This is a genomic window from Rhizobium sp. PDO1-076 (genome assembly GCF_000247475.1).
Taxonomy (GTDB): domain Bacteria; phylum Pseudomonadota; class Alphaproteobacteria; order Rhizobiales; family Rhizobiaceae; genus Allorhizobium.
The window spans coordinates 1-18165 of the sequence record NZ_AHZC01000433.1 but is presented as its reverse complement, the minus strand read 5'-3'; the positions used below and the strand labels follow the sequence as shown (position 1 = coordinate 18165).

At 62.0% G+C, this 18165-nt stretch carries 13 protein-coding genes and 1 pseudogene; 9 read left to right on the top strand and 5 right to left on the bottom strand.

Features of this window, described 5'->3' with window-relative positions; translation table 11 throughout:
- From PDO_RS25605 to PDO_RS25580, 6 genes and pseudogenes are all read left to right on the top strand, one after another.
- A partial coding sequence (locus PDO_RS25605; RefSeq protein ID WP_007608625.1) for an aminotransferase class III-fold pyridoxal phosphate-dependent enzyme occupies window positions 1-1023 on the top strand: 1023 nt, incomplete at its 5' end.
- 247 nt (window positions 1024-1270) lie between these two features.
- Complete coding sequence (locus PDO_RS25600; protein ID WP_037075567.1) at window positions 1271-1984, top strand: HAD-IA family hydrolase; 714 nt, start codon at window positions 1271-1273, stop codon at window positions 1982-1984.
- A gap of 81 nt (window positions 1985-2065) precedes the next feature.
- Window positions 2066-3676, top strand: a complete 1611-nt coding sequence (locus PDO_RS25595) for an ABC transporter substrate-binding protein (protein WP_007608622.1) — start codon at window positions 2066-2068, stop codon at window positions 3674-3676.
- Between the two features lie 151 nt (window positions 3677-3827).
- Window positions 3828-4778: an ABC transporter permease gene (locus PDO_RS25590; protein ID WP_007608621.1), complete on the top strand. Its 951-nt coding sequence runs from the start codon at window positions 3828-3830 to the stop codon at window positions 4776-4778.
- Window positions 4779-4780: 2 nt separating this feature from the next.
- Window positions 4781-5622: pseudogene (locus tag PDO_RS25585) on the top strand (ABC transporter permease).
- A complete protein-coding gene (locus PDO_RS25580; RefSeq protein ID WP_007608613.1) occupies window positions 5623-7275 on the top strand; it encodes an ABC transporter ATP-binding protein in 1653 nt (550 codons plus the stop codon).
- 35 nt (window positions 7276-7310) lie between these two features.
- On the opposite strand, the gene PDO_RS25575 is transcribed toward PDO_RS25580, so the two are convergent.
- Window positions 7311-7787 carry an Lrp/AsnC family transcriptional regulator gene (locus PDO_RS25575; protein ID WP_007608612.1) on the bottom strand — a complete coding sequence of 159 codons (477 nt, stop codon included), beginning with the start codon at window positions 7785-7787 and terminating at the stop codon, window positions 7311-7313.
- 235 nt (window positions 7788-8022) lie between these two features.
- Here PDO_RS25575 and PDO_RS25570 point away from each other — a divergent pair, with 235 nt between their 5' ends.
- Both PDO_RS25570 and PDO_RS25565 read left to right on the top strand, forming a co-directional pair.
- A complete protein-coding gene (locus tag PDO_RS25570) occupies window positions 8023-9348 on the top strand; it encodes an NAD(P)/FAD-dependent oxidoreductase (protein WP_007608611.1) in 1326 nt (441 codons plus the stop codon).
- 61 nt (window positions 9349-9409) lie between these two features.
- Entirely contained in the window at window positions 9410-10315 is a 906-nt protein-coding gene (locus PDO_RS25565; RefSeq protein ID WP_007608610.1) for a LysR family transcriptional regulator, read from the top strand.
- Here PDO_RS25565 and PDO_RS25560 read toward each other — a convergent pair.
- Genes PDO_RS25560 through PDO_RS25545 form a run of 4 tightly spaced genes read right to left on the bottom strand, consistent with a single transcriptional unit; the run spans window position 10312 to window position 16106 of the window.
- On the bottom strand, window positions 10312-11709 hold the full coding sequence (locus tag PDO_RS25560) for an NAD(P)/FAD-dependent oxidoreductase (RefSeq protein WP_007608609.1): 1398 nt from the start codon (window positions 11707-11709) through the stop codon (window positions 10312-10314). The genes PDO_RS25565 and PDO_RS25560 overlap by 4 nt on opposite strands.
- Window positions 11706-12029 carry a (2Fe-2S)-binding protein gene (locus tag PDO_RS25555; RefSeq protein WP_007608607.1) on the bottom strand — a complete coding sequence of 108 codons (324 nt, stop codon included), beginning with the start codon at window positions 12027-12029 and terminating at the stop codon, window positions 11706-11708. Before PDO_RS25555 ends, PDO_RS25560 begins: the two co-directional genes overlap by 4 nt.
- Complete coding sequence (locus PDO_RS25550) at window positions 12026-14014, bottom strand: hydantoinase B/oxoprolinase family protein (RefSeq protein WP_007608606.1); 1989 nt, start codon at window positions 14012-14014, stop codon at window positions 12026-12028. The genes PDO_RS25555 and PDO_RS25550 overlap by 4 nt, the downstream gene beginning before the upstream one ends.
- 4 nt (window positions 14015-14018) lie before the next feature.
- A complete protein-coding gene (locus PDO_RS25545) occupies window positions 14019-16106 on the bottom strand; it encodes a hydantoinase/oxoprolinase family protein (protein WP_007608605.1) in 2088 nt (695 codons plus the stop codon).
- Window positions 16107-16309: 203 nt separating this feature from the next.
- Here PDO_RS25545 and PDO_RS25540 point away from each other — a divergent pair, with 203 nt between their 5' ends.
- A complete protein-coding gene (locus PDO_RS25540; protein WP_007608604.1) occupies window positions 16310-17428 on the top strand; it encodes an NAD(P)/FAD-dependent oxidoreductase in 1119 nt (372 codons plus the stop codon).
- Window positions 17429-18165 lie beyond the last annotated feature (737 nt).

Below are 18165 nucleotides of genomic sequence, written 5' to 3'. Positions count from 1 at the left end.
GCCGTCGACAGCACGATCCGTTTCATCCGCTATTACTGGATCGCCAGGGGCCAGCCGCAGCGCGATCAGTTCATCTCGATCGAGCAGGGTTATCATGGCTCTTCCACAGTTGGCGCCGGATTGACGGCCCTTCCCAATTTTCACGCCGGTTTCGGTATCCCGTTCGACTGGCAGCACAAGATTCCGTCCCCTTATCCCTACCGCAACCCGGTTGGGGAGGATGCGGCTTCCATCATCGAGGCATCGCTTGCGGCCCTGCGCGCCAAGGTCGAGGCGATCGGTCCCGATCGGGTCGCAGCGTTTTATGCCGAGCCGATCCAGGGCTCGGGCGGCGTCATCGTACCGCCGAAGGGCTGGCTGCAGGCTATGCGGGATCTCTGCCGGGAACTCGACATCCTCTTTGTCGCCGACGAGGTGATCACCGGCTTTGGTCGCACCGGTCCGCTGTTTGCCTGCTCGGAGGAGGAGATCGTTCCCGATTTCATGACGACCGCCAAGGGCCTGACCTCGGGCTATGTGCCCATGGGTGCCGTTTTCATGGCGGACCACGTCTATCAGGTGATTGCCGATGGCGCCGGCGCATCCGCGGTCGGCCACGGTTATACCTATTCGGCCCATCCGGTCAGCGCCGCCGTCGGCCTCGAAGTACTGAGGCTTTATGAAAATGGCCTGCTGGAAAATGGCGTGAAAGCGGGTGCGCGGCTGATGGCCGGTCTTGAGGCCTTGCGGGATCATCCCCTGGTCGGCGACGTGCGCGGCCGGGGCATGCTGGCGGCCCTTGAACTGGTCTCGAGCAAGACGACAAAAACACCGTTGCCTGCCGAAGCACAACCTGCACGCCGCATATTTGACCGTGCCTGGGACAATGGGCTGGTCATCCGCGCATTCGCCAATGGGGTGTTGGGTTATGCCCCGCCACTTTGCTGTACCGACCAGGACATCGACGCCATTCTCGAACGGACGGTCAAGACGCTCGACCAGACGCTGGAGGATCCGGATGTCCGCAAAGCCCTGAAGGACTGAGGCTACTTGAGCCGGCCCCGCCGAAATATCGCGGAGGGCGTCATTTTAGAATTTTGTGCCGCGTCATGCCATATATTCGGCTTCAACGACACGGAGGAAGTGCCAAACTCGAAGAATGCAAAGGCCCATACCCCTGGAAATTTGGGGCCTTTGCCAACACGGCCCGGTCGCACGGGATCAGGAACAGCATAATCTTTCGTCAAGCGCGCCAATGCGGCGCTATGCGTTCGAAACTGGGGATATGAAATTGAGCAAGTCGCTGCCTGAATTCAAATACATGAGTTTCGACGTCGTCGGGACACTGATCGATTTCGAAGGCGGCCTGACGTCCTGCCTCAGCGAAATTGCGGCGGAAGCAGGTGTCACGATTGATGGCGAGGAGGCGCTTCGCCTCTATCGTTCGGCCCGCTATGCCAAGGATGCCAATCTGTTCCCGGATGACCTTGTCCGCGTCTACCTCGCCATTGCGCCGACACTCGGCCTGCCGGTCGACGAGACCTTTGGCGAACGCTTGCGCGACTCGGCCAAGACATGGAAGGCCTTTCCCGACAGTGCCGAAGCAATGGCACGGCTAGCCCGCGACTATCGCCTCATTGCCATGACGAATGCCCGCCGCTGGGCGTTCGAATATTTTTCGGCCGCGCTCGGCAATCCCTTCCATGCGGCATTTACCGCAGACGACACCGGCACCGAAAAGCCGGATCCGGCCTTCTTTCACCAGGTTTTCGATTTCGTGGCCGGTGAGGGCGCGAACAAGAACGACATCCTGCACGTCGCCCAGAGCCAGTATCACGACATCGGCGTCTCTCGCGACCTGGGCATGACGAATTGCTGGATCGAACGGCGCCATGCGGTGAAGGGCTATGGCGGCACGATCGAGCCGGCGGAGTTTACCAAGCCGGACTACCACTTTACCTCAATGGCCGGCCTTGCCGATGCCGCGACTGCCGCACGGAGCTGACCGACCATCAACTCAACGACGAGCAAAGCCCGCTTCAAGACGGGCGGCCCGATAACCAGACGACAAAAAAAGGGGAATGACATGACCGATAGAACTCTCAATTGGACCTCGTCAGACGACGCGATGGTCGAAAACGCCATTCGCCGCGGCGCCACGCGTCGCGAGCTTCTCCACATGCTGCTGGCCGGCGGCGTTGCCCTTACGGCCAGCGGTGCGATTCTCGGACACGCCACCAGCGCCTTTGCCGCAACGCCGAAGTCGGGCGGACATCTCAAGGCGGCAGGCTGGTCGGCATCGACGGCCGACACGCTCGACCCGGCCAAGGCCTCGCTTTCGACAGACTATGTGCGCTGCTGCGCTCTCTACAATCGCCTGACTTTCCTCGATAAAAGCGGCGTGGCCCAGATGGAGCTCGCCGAGAGCGTCGAAAGCTCTGACGCCAAGGTCTGGATGGTCAAGCTGCGCTCGGGCGTCACCTTCCATGATGGTAAGACCCTGACGTCGCAGGACGTCGTCTTCTCGCTGATGCGGCACCTGGATCCCGATGTCGGTTCCAAGGTCAATTCGATCGCCAAGCAGATCACCAGCGTCAAGGCTGTCGATCCGCTGACGGTGGAGATCACCCTGGCGAACCCCAATGCCGACTTGCCGACCATCCTGTCGATGCATCACTTCATGATCGTCCAGGATGGCACGACCGACTTTTCCAAGGGCATCGGCACGGGCGCCTTCAAGCTCGAAAGCTTCGAGCCGGGCGTCAAGTCTGTCGCGGTCAAGAATCCAAATTACTTCAAGTCTGAAGGGCCTTACATCGATTCCTTCGAGTATTTTGCCATCAGCGACGACAATGCGCGCGTCAATGCGCTTCTTTCAGGCGACATTCATCTGGCGGCTTCCATCAAGCCCCGTTCGATGAAGCTGGTCGAAAGCCAGCCGGGCTTCGTCCTCTCGCAGACCACGTCCGGCAACTATACCAACCTCAACATGCGTCTCGACATGGAGCCCGGCAACAAGGCCGATTTCGTGGCCGGCATGAAAAACCTGATCAATCGCGAGCAGATCCAGAAATCGGTCATGCGCGGCCTCGCCGAACTCGCCAACGACCAACCGGTTTCGCCCGCAAGCATCTACCATAATGCCGAATTGAAGCCGAAAGCCTTCGATCCCGAGAAAGCCAAGTTCCATTTCGAAAAGGCAGGGCTCGTCGGTCAGTCCATCCCGATTATCGCGTCCGATGCTGCAACCTCATCGGTCGACATGGCCACACTGGTTCAGCAGGCAGGTGCGGTGATCGGCATGAATTTCGACGTGCAGCGCGTGCCTTCCGACGGCTACTGGTCGAACTACTGGCTGAAGGCGCCGGTCCATTTCGGCAACATCAATCCGCGCCCAACACCCGACATCCTCTTCTCTCTGCTCTATTCGTCCGACGCACCGTGGAACGAAAGCCAGTTCAAGTCTCAGAAATTCGACAGCATGCTGGTCGAGGCCCGCGGTCTGCTTGACCAGGCAAAGCGCAAAGCGATCTATGACGAAATGCAGGTCATGATCTCCGAGGAAGCCGGTACCGTCATCCCCGTCTTCATGTCTAATGTGGACGCTCTCTCGGGCAACCTGAAGGGCCTGGAAGCCAACCCTCTGGGTGGCCAGATGGGATACGCCTTCGCCGAATATGTCTGGCTCGAGGCCTGATACGCAGCGGAGCGACAAGGTGCCGGAACGGCACCTTGTCGCCCACCGCAATGGCGGACCGGCATTTCATTAACGAATTACCACCCGCCGGACTTTCGCCCCGCGGCGTTGTCCGTCATCTTAAAACTCTGTCCAGCAGGAGGGCCCATTCTTGAGCACGTATGTACTCAATCTCATCACGGTTCGGCTGCTGATCGCTGCCCTGACACTCCTGATCGTGTCCTTCGCGGTGTTTTTTGCGACCGCCATGTTGCCGGGCGATACCGCCACCATCCTGCTCGGTCAGGCCGCAACGCCAGAAGCCGTCGCCGGACTGCGCAGCGCCATGCACCTTGATGAACCCGCTTACCTGCGTTTCGTGCGCTGGCTTGGCGGCCTCATGAGTGGTGATCTCGGAACGTCCTATGTCAACAATGTCGCAGTAGCCGACCTGATCGGTGGCCGCTTCGTCAACACGATGAGACTGGCCGGCATCACAGCCCTGTTCTCCGTGCCGCTTGCCCTGACGCTCGGCATCACGGCCGCGATGTTTCGCGGTTCGCTCTATGACCGCGCAGTGACCATCCTGACCATCGGCGTCATCTCGATCCCGGAATTCATGGTTGCGACATCGGCGGTGCTTGTATTCTCGGTCTATCTCAAATGGCTGCCGGCGCTGTCTTTTGCCAATGACGTCACGTCCATCTGGCAGTTGCTTAAAGTCTATGCCATGCCGGTGATCAGCCTGACTTTCGTGGTCGCGGCGCAGATGATCCGCATGACCCGCGCAGCCGTCATCGACACCCTCAACACACCTTATGTCGAGACAGCCCTCCTGAAGGGAGCCTCCCGCCCCCGCATGGTTTTGCGTCACGCCTTGCCAAACGCGATTGGCCCGATCGTCAATGCGGTCGCCCTTTCCCTGTCCTACCTCGTCGGCGGCGTGATCATCGTTGAAACCATCTTCAATTATCCAGGCATTGCAAAGTTGATGGTTGATGGCGTGGCCACCCGGGACCTGCCACTCATCCAGTCCTGTGCGATGATCTTCTGCGTCGGCTATCTCAGCCTGATCACACTCGCAGACATTATCGCCATCCTTGCCAACCCGAGGCTGCGTTGATCATGACCCCATCCGTTCCAGTTTCACAAAAGTTCGGCTACCGTTTCAGCTGGGTCGGCATGATCGGACTGACGGTCATACTCTTCTGGGGGACCATGGCGCTCATTGCCCCACATATCATTCCCCACCCCGTCGGCGAGATCGTTGACGAGGACTATTTCGGCGTGATGAGCAGCAGGTTCTGGCTTGGCTCGGACTATCTTGGCCGCGACATGCTGTCTCGGGTCCTGATGGGCGCCCGCTACACCGTCGGCATCTCGCTTGCAGCCGTCTCCATCGCCTGCTTCTCAGGCGTCGTCCTCGGTATGACGGCGGCGGTTGTCGGCGGATGGTTCGACGCAGCACTGAGCCGTTTTCTCGACGCCTTGAACTCCATTCCAGGCAAGCTTTCGGGCCTGGTCGTTGTTGCAGCCGTTGGCTCGTCGATCACCGTTCTGATCATCACGCTCGCCGTCATCTACACGCCCGGCGCCTATCGGTTTGCCCGTGCGCTCGCGGTCAATATCAACACCATGGATTACATCACGGTGGCGCGCACGCGCGGCGAAGGCATTTTCACATCATCGGCTCGGAGATCCTGCCGAACATCATCGGGCCTGTGCTTGCGGATCTCGGCCTTCGCTTCGTCTTCATCGTGTTGCTGCTGTCCGGCCTGTCGTTCCTCGGCCTCGGCGTGCAACCGCCATTCGCCGATTGGGGCGCGCTTGTGCATGAAAATGTCGGCGGCCTGCCTTTCGGAGCACCTGCCGTCATCGTTCCCTCGTTGGCGATCGCGAGCCTGACGATCAGTGTCAATCTTCTGATCGACAACCTGCCGAAAAAAATCCGCGACCGGAGTGCCTGAATGGAAAACCTTGTCGAAATCCGTGATCTGAAAGTCGAGGCCACCACCGACAGCGGCCGCCGCGTCGACATCATCAAGGGTGTGAGCCTGGACATCGCCGCGGGAGAGATCGTCGCGCTGATCGGTGAGAGCGGATCGGGCAAAACGACCATCGCCCTGACGCTGATGGGCTACACCCGCTCCGGTTGCCGCATTTCCGGCGGCAGTGTCCGGATCGCCGGCAAGGACATGGTGACGCTGAGCGAACGTGAACGCGCCGGCATCCGTGGCACCGAGGTCGCCTATGTCCCGCAGTCCGCTGCGGCGGCATTCAACCCTGCAAAGCGCATCATCGACCAGGTGATCGAAGTCACCCGTATTCACCAACTGATGCCGGTCGAACAAGCGAAACAAAAGGCGATCGAGCTGTTTCGTGCCCTATCGCTGCCCAATCCCGAGACGATCGGGAGCCGCTATCCCCACCAGGTTTCCGGGGGCCAACTGCAACGCCTTTCAGCGGCCATGGCACTCATCGGCGACCCCAAGCTTGTCATCTTCGACGAGCCGACCACTGCCCTCGATGTCACCACCCAGATCGAGGTGCTGCGCGCCTTCAAGTCGGTAATGAAGGCGGGCGGCATTTCGGGTGTTTACGTGTCGCACGATCTTGCCGTCGTTGCACAGATCGCTGATCGCATTGTGGTTCTGCGCAACGGCGAAGTACAGGAAGTGGGCTCAACGGCTGACATTCTGTCGCGTGCCCAGCATCCCTATACGCGCGAACTGCTGGCCGCGTTCGAGCCCAAGCCGCGTGGCAATGAGATTGTGGTGAAAGACAGGGAAGTCCTTCTCGAAGTCAATGGCCTGTTTGCCGGCTACGGTCCGATCCAGGCGGACCGGTTGCCACTGGTCCGTGCGGTGCAGGACGTAAGCCTGACGGTGGAAAAGGGCCGCAACCTCGGCATCATCGGCGAATCCGGTTGCGGAAAATCCACATTTGCACGGGCCATTGCCGGCATTCTGCCGCCATTTGCCGGCAACCTTATCTTCGACAGCCGAGAGCTTGCAGGCACGGTACGGCAGCGCAGCCGCGATCAATTGCGCGAAATGCAGATCGTTTTCCAATATGCCGACACAGCGCTCAATCCGGAAAAATCGATCGAAGAGATCCTCGGCCGGCCGCTCACATTCTATCACGGCATGAAAGGCAAACAGCGAGACGCCCGCATCGACCAGTTGCTCGACATGGTGCACCTGCCAAAGTCGCTTCGCCACCGGCGGCCGCAAGAGCTTTCCGGCGGGCAGAAACAACGCATCAACTTCGCGCGCGCACTCGCCGCAGAACCGAAGCTCATTATTTGCGATGAGATCACATCGGCTCTGGATACCGTGGTCGCAGCAGCCATCATCGATCTTCTCAAGGAATTGCAGCGCGACCTTTCGCTGTCCTACATCTTCATCAGCCACGATCTGTCGGTCGTCGAGGCAATCTGCGACGAGATCGTCGTGATGTATGGCGGCCGCAAGGTCGAAGAGATCACGCCAGCACAGCTGAAGGCACCGCAACATCCCTATGCGAAACTGCTGTTCTCTTCCGTTCCGAAACTCGATCCGGGCTGGCTGGATTCTCTGGAGCTTGATCCGGAACTGGTCAGGACCTACGGCCACAGCTGACAGCGGCCATTGTCGACACCACCGACCGGAGAACCCTAAAGCGGGAACAGGCTGGTCAGGGGCATATGCGCCTTGACGATCGGCGACTTCAGCACGACGAAGCTGAAATATTTGTCGATACCGATATCCATGTCGGTCAGCCGTTCCATGATCCCCTGATACTCGCCGATGCCGGCGGTGACGAACTTGATGAGATAGTCATAGCCGCCCGACACGAGATGGCATTCGATCACTTGATCGATCTTCTCCACGACGGCCAGGAACCGGGCAAAGTCGATCTGGCGGTGGTTCTTCAAGGTAACTTCGGTAAATACGGTGAGAGTCTGGCCGAGCTTGCCAATATTGACCTGCGCGGAATAGCCGACGATGTAGCCCTCCTGCTGAAGCTTCTTGACGCGCATCAGACAGGGGCTGGGCGACAGGTTGACCAGTTCGGCAAGCTCGACATTGGTGATGCGGCCGTTTTTCTGCAGCTCATAGAGAATCTTGATGTCGATCCTGTCGAGTTTCATCTGCCTGTCTCTCCGAAAAGCGCCGAACAGCCGGCGGAATTATATGCTGCGGAAATCTTTGACCGAGCTTAACACCATGGCGAAGCTTGTCTATTCCATTCTGGCCAGAGGCTTCCCGCACGATCGTCGGCATTGATGCAATGCTACGGAATCTTCTGCTGCCCAATGCATATGTGCGGCAGCCTCGGCAGGGACGAGCCGTTATGCTGGTTGCGCGACAAGGAGACCGACACCCATGCCAGCGCCGCTAATGCTCGTGGAAAGCCCAGATGAATTCCCCCGCTCGGCCGATGCCGTCATCATCGGAGCCGGCATTGTTGGCGTCTTTGCCGCTTATTATCTCGCAAGAAGAGGCCTGAAGGTCGTCCTGCTTGAGAAGGGCCGCGTCGGCGCCGAACAGTCGAGCCGCAATTGGGGCTGGTGCCGCCAGCAGAACCGCGACGCCCGTGAACTGCCCATGGCGACCAAGAGCCTCGATCTCTGGGAACAGTTCGGTCAGGACAGCGGGGAAGACACCGGCTTTCGCCGCTGCGGGCTCCTTTACCTGAGCAACAGTGAGGAGGAACTGGCCGGCTGGGCACGGTGGCGGGACTTCGCCCGCACCGTCGGGGTCACGACCCATATGCTGGACAGCGTTGCTGCCGCCGAACGAGGAGTAGCGACAGGCCGTGCCTGGAAGGGTGGCGTGTTTTCGCCGAGTGACGGGACAGCCGATCCGTCGCGCGCCGCGCCGGCCGTGGCGCGCGCCATCATCAAGCTCGGCGGGACAGTGCTTCAAAACTGCGCCGCACGCGGCATCGAGACCGAAGGCGGCCGGCTTTCAGCCGTGGTCACCGAGCATGGGACGATCCGCACCAGCACGGCGATCCTTTCCGGCGGCGCCTGGGCCTCCTCCTTCTGCCGCCAGCTCGGCATCCGGTTTCCCCAGGCGTCCATCCGATCCTCGATCCTTTCGGTCGCTCCGGGCGAAGCCGTGCTGCCCGATGCGCTGCATACCGCCGGTGTCTCGGTGACCCGCCGGGGCGACGGTGGTCATACGCTTGCCATCAGCGGCCGTGGCCGGGTCGACCCCACCCCACAACAGGTCCGCTTTGCACCGCAATTCCTGCCGATGTTCCTGCGCCGCTGGCGTTCCCTCTCGCCGGGCGGCCTCGAGGGCGTGCGCAGCGGCCATGAGAGCCTCTCGCGCTGGCGGCTCGACCGTCCGACCCCGATGGAACACATGCGGATCCTCGATCCGGCCGTCGATCGCGGCACGATCCGGCTGACCTACGAGCGCGCCACAGAACTGCTGCCCGCATTGAAGGATCGCCGCATCGCTGCCAGCTGGGCCGGCTATATCGATTCCACCCCAGACGGCGTGCCCGCTATCGGGGAGACGCCATCCGTTCCCGGCTTCATCCTGGCCGCCGGATTCAGTGGCCACGGCTTCGGCATCGGCCCCGGCGCAGGTCATCTGATCGCCGACATCGTCACGGGAGCGGACCCGCTGGTTGATCCGCGCCCGTATCATCTCAACCGATTCTCGCAATCCGCATGGGGCAAAGTGGCAGACTTTTGAAACACTGCATTTGGCGCTAGGCTGCCCTGCGGTTAGTCCGCCGGACAAACAGGAGATCTCGATGCAAGCCCGACAGCTCGAAGTCTTCTGCATGGTCATGCGTTGTGGAACGGTGACGGGCGCCGCGCAGATGCTCAACATCTCGCAACCGGCGCTGAGCCAGATCCTCATGCACACGGAGGATCAACTCGGCTTCAAACTGTTCACCCGTCTGAAAGGAAAACTGGTTCCGACGCAGGAGGCAGAAGAACTCTATCCCGAAGCCGAACGCATATTTGCCGAGATCGGCGCACTGCGACGGCGAACGACTGACATGCGCTTCGGCCGCACTGGCCTGATCCGGATCGCTGCCTCCGCACCGCCGGCAATGGCGATCGTGCCAAAAGCATTCTCAGCCTTCCGCGAAGTCCATCCCGAGATTGTCGTACGCTCGCTGATCGCCCCGCTCGACAATGTCGTCGAGATGGTGCGAAGCGGTGACGCCCCCATCGGCATCGTGATGAACAATACTCCTCAACACGGAATCCAGGTGGAGACGCTCGGCAATGCCGCGTTGATCTGCATCATGCCCGACGACCATCGCCTGGCTGGCAAGGACGCAATCGGTTTTGCCGACATTCAGAACGAACCGCTGATTTCCTACCGCATCGATACGCTTCCCGGACAGCTACTCGCAAGCGCCGCAGAGGCGGAAAACAATGCGTTCAACCCGGTCATCGAGATCGACATCTCCATCACTGCGCTGCCTTTCGTGCGCGATGGCTTCGGCGTCGCAATCGTCGACGGTCTCTTGCCCTGGGAACAGTTTCCGGGTCTCGTCCGCCGGACGTTCCTGCCCAGGCTAACGGTCCCTGTGGCCCTTCTCACCAGCAAGGACAGGCCGCTCACGCCAAATCACGCCATCATGCGAGATTGCCTGCGCAATGCCTGCCTGAAGGTCCTGCAAATCGACCACCCGACAAGTTAAGGTATGCCCGCGGCTTTTTTGGCGATCAATTCCTCACCGATCCATGCCCCGATCGGGACGGGGCGCACCGGGGCCTGTTCGCGCAGGCGCCCGGCCTCGCAGACCGAAATGCCGCCCCGCGAGGCAATCAGTTCGGCGCCAGCCAATTGACAATAACGGCCCTGACAGCGGCCCATGCCGAGGCGGGCAAGCGATTTCACCCGGTTGGCCTCCGCGCCGTTGTTTGTGGTCGTATGGCGCACCTCCCCGGCCGTCGTGCCGTCGCAGCGGCAGACAATCGTTTCATCAGGGATGGCGCGGACCATGGCGCGAGGCCAGGGAAAGGCCCGGGCCAGCCCGCGCGCGAAACGTTCGCAGCGTGCCAGCCGGCGCAGGTCTGACGTTACATCCGGCGCAGGAAACCCGATATCGGTGAGACAAGCAACTGCCGCCAGCCGTCCGGCAAGTTCAGCCCCGTCTGCCCCCAGGATTCTCACAGCATCGCCGGCAAGGTACAGACCCTCCGCCGCGCGGCCCAGCCTGTCGATTCGCGGCAGCCATTGCGCCCAGCCCTCGTCGTAGTCGAAGGCGCATCCGGCGAGCCCGGCAAGCTGCGTCTCGGCGCGCAGGTGCCAGCCGAGACCCACCATGTCGCAAGTGGTTACGTGGGATCTGCCCTGAGCATCGCGCCAACGCATCGCGGTTGGGCCGCGCTCATTGCAATCGATGCCATCCAGGGTAACTCCGGCATGGTAGCGCCGGCCGAGCCGCAGGCGCATGCGCAACCCCCTGAGCACCAGCACGGGCCGCGCCAGCATGCCCGGCAAAGCCGTCAGCTGCGCGGAGAGCGGTGCTGTGTCGAGCACGGCCGAAACGTCCGCGCCGGCCTTCAGCAACTGGCACGCTACCAATGTCAGGAGCGGTCCGGAACCGGCAAGCACGATCTGTCGTCCGAGTGCCACGCCCTGCGCCTTCAACGCGATCTGCGCCGCGCCCAGACTGTAGACACCGGCTGACTGCCAGCCCGGCACCGGCACCAGCCGGTCGGTGGCGCCTGTCGCCAGGATCAGGCGGTCATAGGCAAAGGTCCGGTGACCCGCAGGCGTCAGGGCATGAAGCACACCGTCGGCGACCGCAACGGCAGAGCTCAATGGATGGTAGTCAACCTGGCCGCCTCTCACCATGGCATCGAACAGCGCATGCAAGGCGCGCGCCTTGCCGGCATTCGGCCCATAGAGCGTTTCCGGCACCCGCGTGAAACCAAGCGGCGGGCGGCGATAGATCTGCCCACCGGCCCTTTGCCCTTCGTCGAGGACGACCGGCCGGAGACCGGCGGCAACAAGCACTTCTGCGGCGCGGATGCCGGCGGGTCCAGCGCCCACAACCACCACTGTTGGTCCCTGCGCCAAGGTCATGGCCAGCCCTCCGGCGCCTCTGTCGAAAGACGCATTCCCTCGGCAACTGGGGTGGAGCAAGCCCTGAGCCGCGTGCCCTCCTCCTGCCAGATCCAGCAGTCCTGACAGGCGCCCATCAGGCAAAAGCCAGCGCGAAACTCTGGCCCGAACTCCGAGCGGCGCAGCGCCGGAGTGCGAACCAGAATGGCCGTCAGCACCGTGTCGCCGGCCAGTGCCTCGCACACGACGCCATTGAGGACAAAGCGGACCGATGGCCTTCCAATCTCCGCAAGCCGGACGATCCGGCCGCCGCCATGGTCCTGTTGCGTTTCGGGCTTCATTCGGCGGCCAACCGGATCGCCGGAGCCGGCTCGGGCATGTCTGGAAACCGTGTAAGCACTTGCGCAAAGGCCGCCGCGACGCCGTCATGTCCGACCCTGTCCTTCATGCGCCGGAAGATTTCCGTCTTGGCAAAAAACCGCCAATGGATCGGAAGCCCGGCAAGGATATCCGTCAACAGGGCATAGGCGGCGGGCGTCCACTGCGCCTCGTAACCCTCGCGTTCGGGACCGAAGTGGAAATGTGCGGCAGGTGCGGCCGCCAGGGACCGAAGGCCCGCCGTCGCAGCCTCGTCAACGACACCCTGACGGATCACGACCCCGTAATCCCGTTCAGCGGCATCGACCGAAACATAGCCGCGCTGCACGTCCCGTGCCACGCGCCAGATCTCGCGCTCAAGCGGATTGCCGCGCCCGCCGCCGCCGGCCGAGCGGATTTCCAGCACATCGCCCGGCTGCAGGACTGCCGTGTCGATATTGCCTGGCCGCAGGAAGCGATCCGTTCCGGGATTGAGCACCATGTCGGACAGGCCGGCGGCGCGGCCGCCGAGCACTCCCCATGGACGAAAGAAGCTGCGATCGCGATTGCGTGCGGTGATCCGGCTGCCCGGCGCAAAGACCCGGAAGGCCATTTCCGTGGCCAGACCGCCTCGCCAGCGCCCCGCCCCGCCGCTGTCGCGCGCCAGTCCATAGCGCAGGAACTCGATCGGCAACTCCGTCTCGGTGATCTCGATCGGGGTATTCTTCAGGTAGGCGGCATCCGCGCCCGAGCCATTGGTGCCATCGCGATGCGGCATACCGCCGCCGCCGCCGACCACCGGGTTGACCGCCGCCAGCACTGTGCGACCCGTTCTCTCATCCGTCGTCATCACATTGACGATGCAATTGTTACCCGCAGGGGCCGCCGGCAGGCGCTCCGGCACGGCCTGGCTGAACGCGCCGAAGATAACTGACCTGAGCCGCGCGCAGGTGAGCGACCGCATGCCGACGGCTGCCGGATGCACGGGATTGAGGACGCTGCCCTTAGGCGCGATGCAGGTGAACGGGCGCGTGAGCCCGGTATTCAGCAGAATGTTCGGGTTCAGGGTGTAAAGGACGTAATAGACGCCGACCAGCAGCATCGTATGGCGTGGATCACCGCCGGAAGGCACGTTGAGCGAGGAGCCGAGCTGCGGATCGGAGCCGGTGAAATCGAGCACCGCCTCGTCACCCCTGATGGTCAATGTCAGCTTCAGGCGGCAGGGATTGGGCTCGACCGAATCCTCGTCGGCATAGTCGACGAACTCCCAGGTTCCGTCCGGCATAGAGCGCAGGATGGCCCGCGCCTGCGCCTCGGCATGATCGAGAAGCGCCTCAGCGCCGTCGAGAAAGGCCTGTTTTCCGAACTTCTGCACCATGGCGAGGATCTTGCGCTCGCCTGTGTTGAGGGCGCCGACCAGCGCCTTGATGTCGCCGAGATTGAGATCCGGCTTGCGCACGTTGGTCGTCATGATGCTCAGGATGGTCTCGTCGAAGACCCCATCCCGCACCAGCTTCATCGGCGGAAAGCGGATACCCTCCTGATGGATCTCCGTCAGGGCCCGCGACAGCGAGGCAGGCACCGCACCGCCCATGTCGGTATTGTGGATATGGCCGCCGGTCCAGGCGATGATCTCGCCATCATGAAAGACGGGCTTCCAGAGATGGGTGTCCGGCGCATGGGTTGCGACATGGCCGGAATAGGGATCGTTGGTGAAGGCGACATCGCCCGGCCGATAATCCCCGACCATATCGATCACCCTTCCCCAGGTGAGGCCCGGATACCAGGTGGCGCCGAGCCCCATCGGCACCCCGAACGTCTCGCCTCTGCGGTTCATCAGCATGACGGTGAAGTCCTCCGTTTCCTTGACGAAGGCAGAATGCGCGGTGCGCTGCAGCGTATAGGCCATGTTTTCGGCCGCCGCCCGCACATGGTTTGCAAAGACACGCAAATTGGTCTGGTCGAACATGGCGTTACTCCGCAAAGGTGAGGTGAATGTTTAAGTGGCGGTCAACGTGCGCGTCCGTGCCGGCGGGAATGGCAAAAGTCGTGTCGTCCTGTGCCACCACCGCGGGGCCATTGAAGTAATCGCCGGCGTTAAGCGCGCCGCGGCGAAAGAGGCCAATGTCCTCGACAGCGCTGCCGATATAGACCGGGATCAATCGTTCGGGCGAAGCAGCAGACGGCTCCTCCTTCTCCGACACCGGAAACTCAAGGACAGGTCCGGCACCGATCGCCGAGAGCCGAAGGTTGACGAGTTCGACCTCGCCCTGCGGATCGGAAAAGTCGTAGAGTTGCGCATGCATGGCATGGAACGCCGCCTCCATGGCGGAACGACGATCCTCCTGGATCCAGACTGGCTCGATCGGCACTTCGATTTCGAAGCTCTGCCCGAGATAGCGCATATCGGCCGAGATCCGGAGGTCGGCGGGACCGTCGTGTCCCTGTGCGGCAAGCCAGGCCCAGCCGTCGGCGACCAGGGCCTCCAGGGCTTCGCGCAGCACCGGAACCGCCTCTTCGACAAGATGGACAAACACGGTGCGGATGAAGTCACCGCGCAGATCCGCGACCAGCCCGCCCAGCGCCGAGACGACACCGGGGCGCGGCGGCGCGATGACCTTCGCCATGCCAAACTCGCGCGCAAGGAACGCGCCCAGCATCGGGCCACCGCCGCCAAAGGGCATCAGCGTGAAGTCCCGGAGGTCCACGCCCGAACGTGAGGCAAGTTTTTCCACCTCAACGAACATTTCCGAGATGGCCACGTCGAGGATCGCCTGGGCTGTCGCTTCCACCGGGCGGCCAAGCCGGGCGGCAAGCTTACCGACAGCCGCATGCGCCAGGCTCACGTCGATCTGCAGCTGGCCATAGGCCATCTCGCTGTGCCCGAGCCAGCCGCAGACCGCCATGGCATCCGTGACCGTCGGTTCGCTGCCGCCGCGGCCGTAGCAGGCGGGGCCGGGTATGGACCCCGCCGATTCCGGACCGACCCGCAGCACGCCATGTTGATCGACGCTGGCGATCGAGCCGCCGCCGATGCCGATCGAGCTGACCGAGATCGAGGGAATATGCAGCGGAAACTCGCCGATCAGTTCGCCGGTGCCGAATTGCGGCTCGCCGTCGATGATCAGCGCAAAGTCTGCCGAGGTGCCGCCGATGTCGAGGGTCAGGACCTGTCGTTCGCCGGCGCGCCTTGCAAGCCATGCCGCTCCGATCACGCCAGAGGCGGTTCCGGAGAGCAGCATCTGCACGCAGGACCGCTTGCCCTCGGCCGCATTCATCAGCCCGCCGTTCGATTTGGTCAAAAGGGCCGGCGCCGTGACGCCGCGCGATGTCAGCCTGTCTTCGAGAGCGGTCAGATATCCGGAAATGCGGGGATGAACATAGCCGTTCAGGATCGTCGTCGTGGTGCGCTCGTATTCGCGGATCACCGGCCAGACTTCCGACGACGTGAAGACGAACAGATCGGGGGCAAGCCTTTCAGTCTCCTGCTTGACGGCAGCCTCCTGGGCGGAGTTGCGCCAGGCATGCAGGAAGGAGACGATGATGCCTTCAGCCCCGCCTGCCCTCGCCGCCGTGACGGCCTCTGCGACCGCAGCCATGTCCGGCGCGCGGGCCTCGCTGCCGTCGGCACGCAGCCGCGCCGGGATGCCGAAGACCATGTCGCGGGCAATGAGCTGTTCCGGACGGGCGCAGAACAGCGAATAAACATCAGGCATTCTCAGGCGCGCCAGCTCGATGACATCCTCGAAGCCGGCATTGGTCAGAAGCGCAAGCGAGACGCCACGCCGCTGGATGACGGTGTTGATGCCGACCGTCGTGCCATGCACGAAGCGGCTGATCGTTGCCGGGTCCAGGCCCTCCCGTTCAGCCAGAAGCGTCAAACCGGTCATCAGTTCGGCCCCCGGATCGTCGGGTGTCGTCAGGACTTTCAGTGAGGCGACACGGCCGGATCTTGCCTCCAGCGCACAGAAATCGATGAAGGTTCCGCCGATATCGACCCCCACCTTCCAGTCCTCGCCACCGGCCGATTCTGTCAAGGTTGCACTCGTGGCGCTCGTCATGCCCGTTCCTTTCGCTGCTCTTTCCCAAAGCTGGCACGGCTTGATGGCAAAGGTCCAAGAGCGAAATGGCGGGCAACCATAAGTCCCGCTTATGCGGGATGCCCCATAGGTCGCACTTATGGGCGGCATGCAATCCCGACTTTGACTTGCCGGCGCCCTCGCACACACAATCGGGGGAGTGCATCGAACCGGAGGAATATCGCGTGAAGGTCATCGTGCTTGGCGGCGGGCTGATGGGGACCGCCTCGGCCTATTTTCTCGCGAGGCGCGGGTTGAAGGTGACACTTGTCGAGCGCAACCGCGTCGGCAGCGGAGCGACCGTGGCGTCCTTCGGCAACATCCGCCGCAGCGGCCGCTATCTGCCGCAGCTGCCGTTGGCGCACCGCTCGCTGTCACTCTGGCGCAAGGCTGAAGCGATACTGGGACAGGATGTCGAGTTTCGCGTAACCGGCCACCTGCGCCTCGTCTTCGGTCAAAGGGGGCTTGCCTCCATGCGCTCGTTTATCGAGGCAGCCGGGCCCTGGGGACTGGCCCTCGACGAGCTGGACATGCGCGACGTGCGTGCCCGTTTTCCAGGTGTCGGGCCGGATGCCATCGGCGCCTCCTTCTCACCCGAGGACGGCAGCGGCAATCCCCGGCTGATCACACCCGCCTTTGCCGCCGCAGCAGCGCGCCTCGGCGCCGAGATTGTCGAGCAGGTCGAGGTCGGCGCGGTTTCGAAAACGGCCTTCGGGTTCGAAGTAAAGAGCTCCAAAGGTTCGTTCAGCGCAGATGTCCTGCTCAACACCGCCGGCGCCTGGGGCGCGCAGATCGCCGCCCGGTTCGGCGAAGCCGTGCCGATCGAGGCCAGCGGTCCGCAAATGGGCGTCACGGAACCGCTGCCGTACCGCATCCTGCCGGTCGTCGGCGCCTGGGGCGGCGATGGCATCGAGGGCTATTTCCGTCAGGTCGAGCGCGGCAATATCGTGTTCGGCGGGGGCGTCGTACGCACAGAGGTCGCGCTTGAGCCCGGCCACGCAAAGGCCGATCCGGCCCGACTGTCGCTTCAGCTTCGCAAACTCCTGCCGCTCCTGCCAGCGCTGGCGAAGGTTTCCGTCATCCGGACCTGGTCCGGCTGCGAGGGCTATGTGGCAGACGGTCTGCCAATCATGGGACCGTCGGCGACCACGCCCGGTCTCTTCCACGCCTTCGGTTTCTCGGGACACGGCTTTCAGCTCGGCCCCGGCGTCGGCGACATGATGGCCGAACTTATCGCCACCGGCCAGACCGAAGTGCCGCTGCACGACTTTCGCATCGACCGTTTTACAGAGACATTTTCCTAGCGTGCCGGTTCATTAGCGGTCGTTTCACGTTTTACGCATTCGAAAATCGACGTCCTGAATGCATTCGAACCTCTGCAATCATGGTCCAAGCTGAACGTTCTCGGCCGCGCCGCCGCCTCAAATGGAACCGGACGACTATCCTCTGGCCAAGCCCGAACATGACGACAAACACGGGCCGGACCATCCCCCGCCCACCGTCATCCTCGGGCAGGTTTTGACCGAGACCGACATTTGCTGACTGTAGAGATTTGAAGGCAATCCCCGCAGCCAACGACACTTAAGTCAATCGCCGCTCCCATCTGATGGGGGTGTCTTTTGCGTTTGGAGATCTGTATTTTGCAAGGCAATTTTAGCTTTGTCTTTACACTAATTTGGTTGCCGCATTGCGTTTGAACACGTGTTTTTGTAACTATTGGTTGTTGGTAGATTTGCTCTCACAAATCGTCCAAGATGTGGTTGCAAACGATTCGGATTTCCCGTTGGCTTTTCATGATTGCTGATTAAGGTGCTAATAATATTGCATGAATGCATGTATTAAGGAGGCATTGCATGTCCGGAATTTGGAGATAGGGAACGCTGCCCGAACAGGGTGTTACTAGCGCTACAACTTTAACGCTTCTACGATCATATGATTTGATCCACAGATCCGGTCCGGATCTGCAGCAAGGACAGCTGCATTTTGAAGCATGAGCGGTGATTTACCGCGACATACTTCCATTCATTTCAGGCTTACTGAT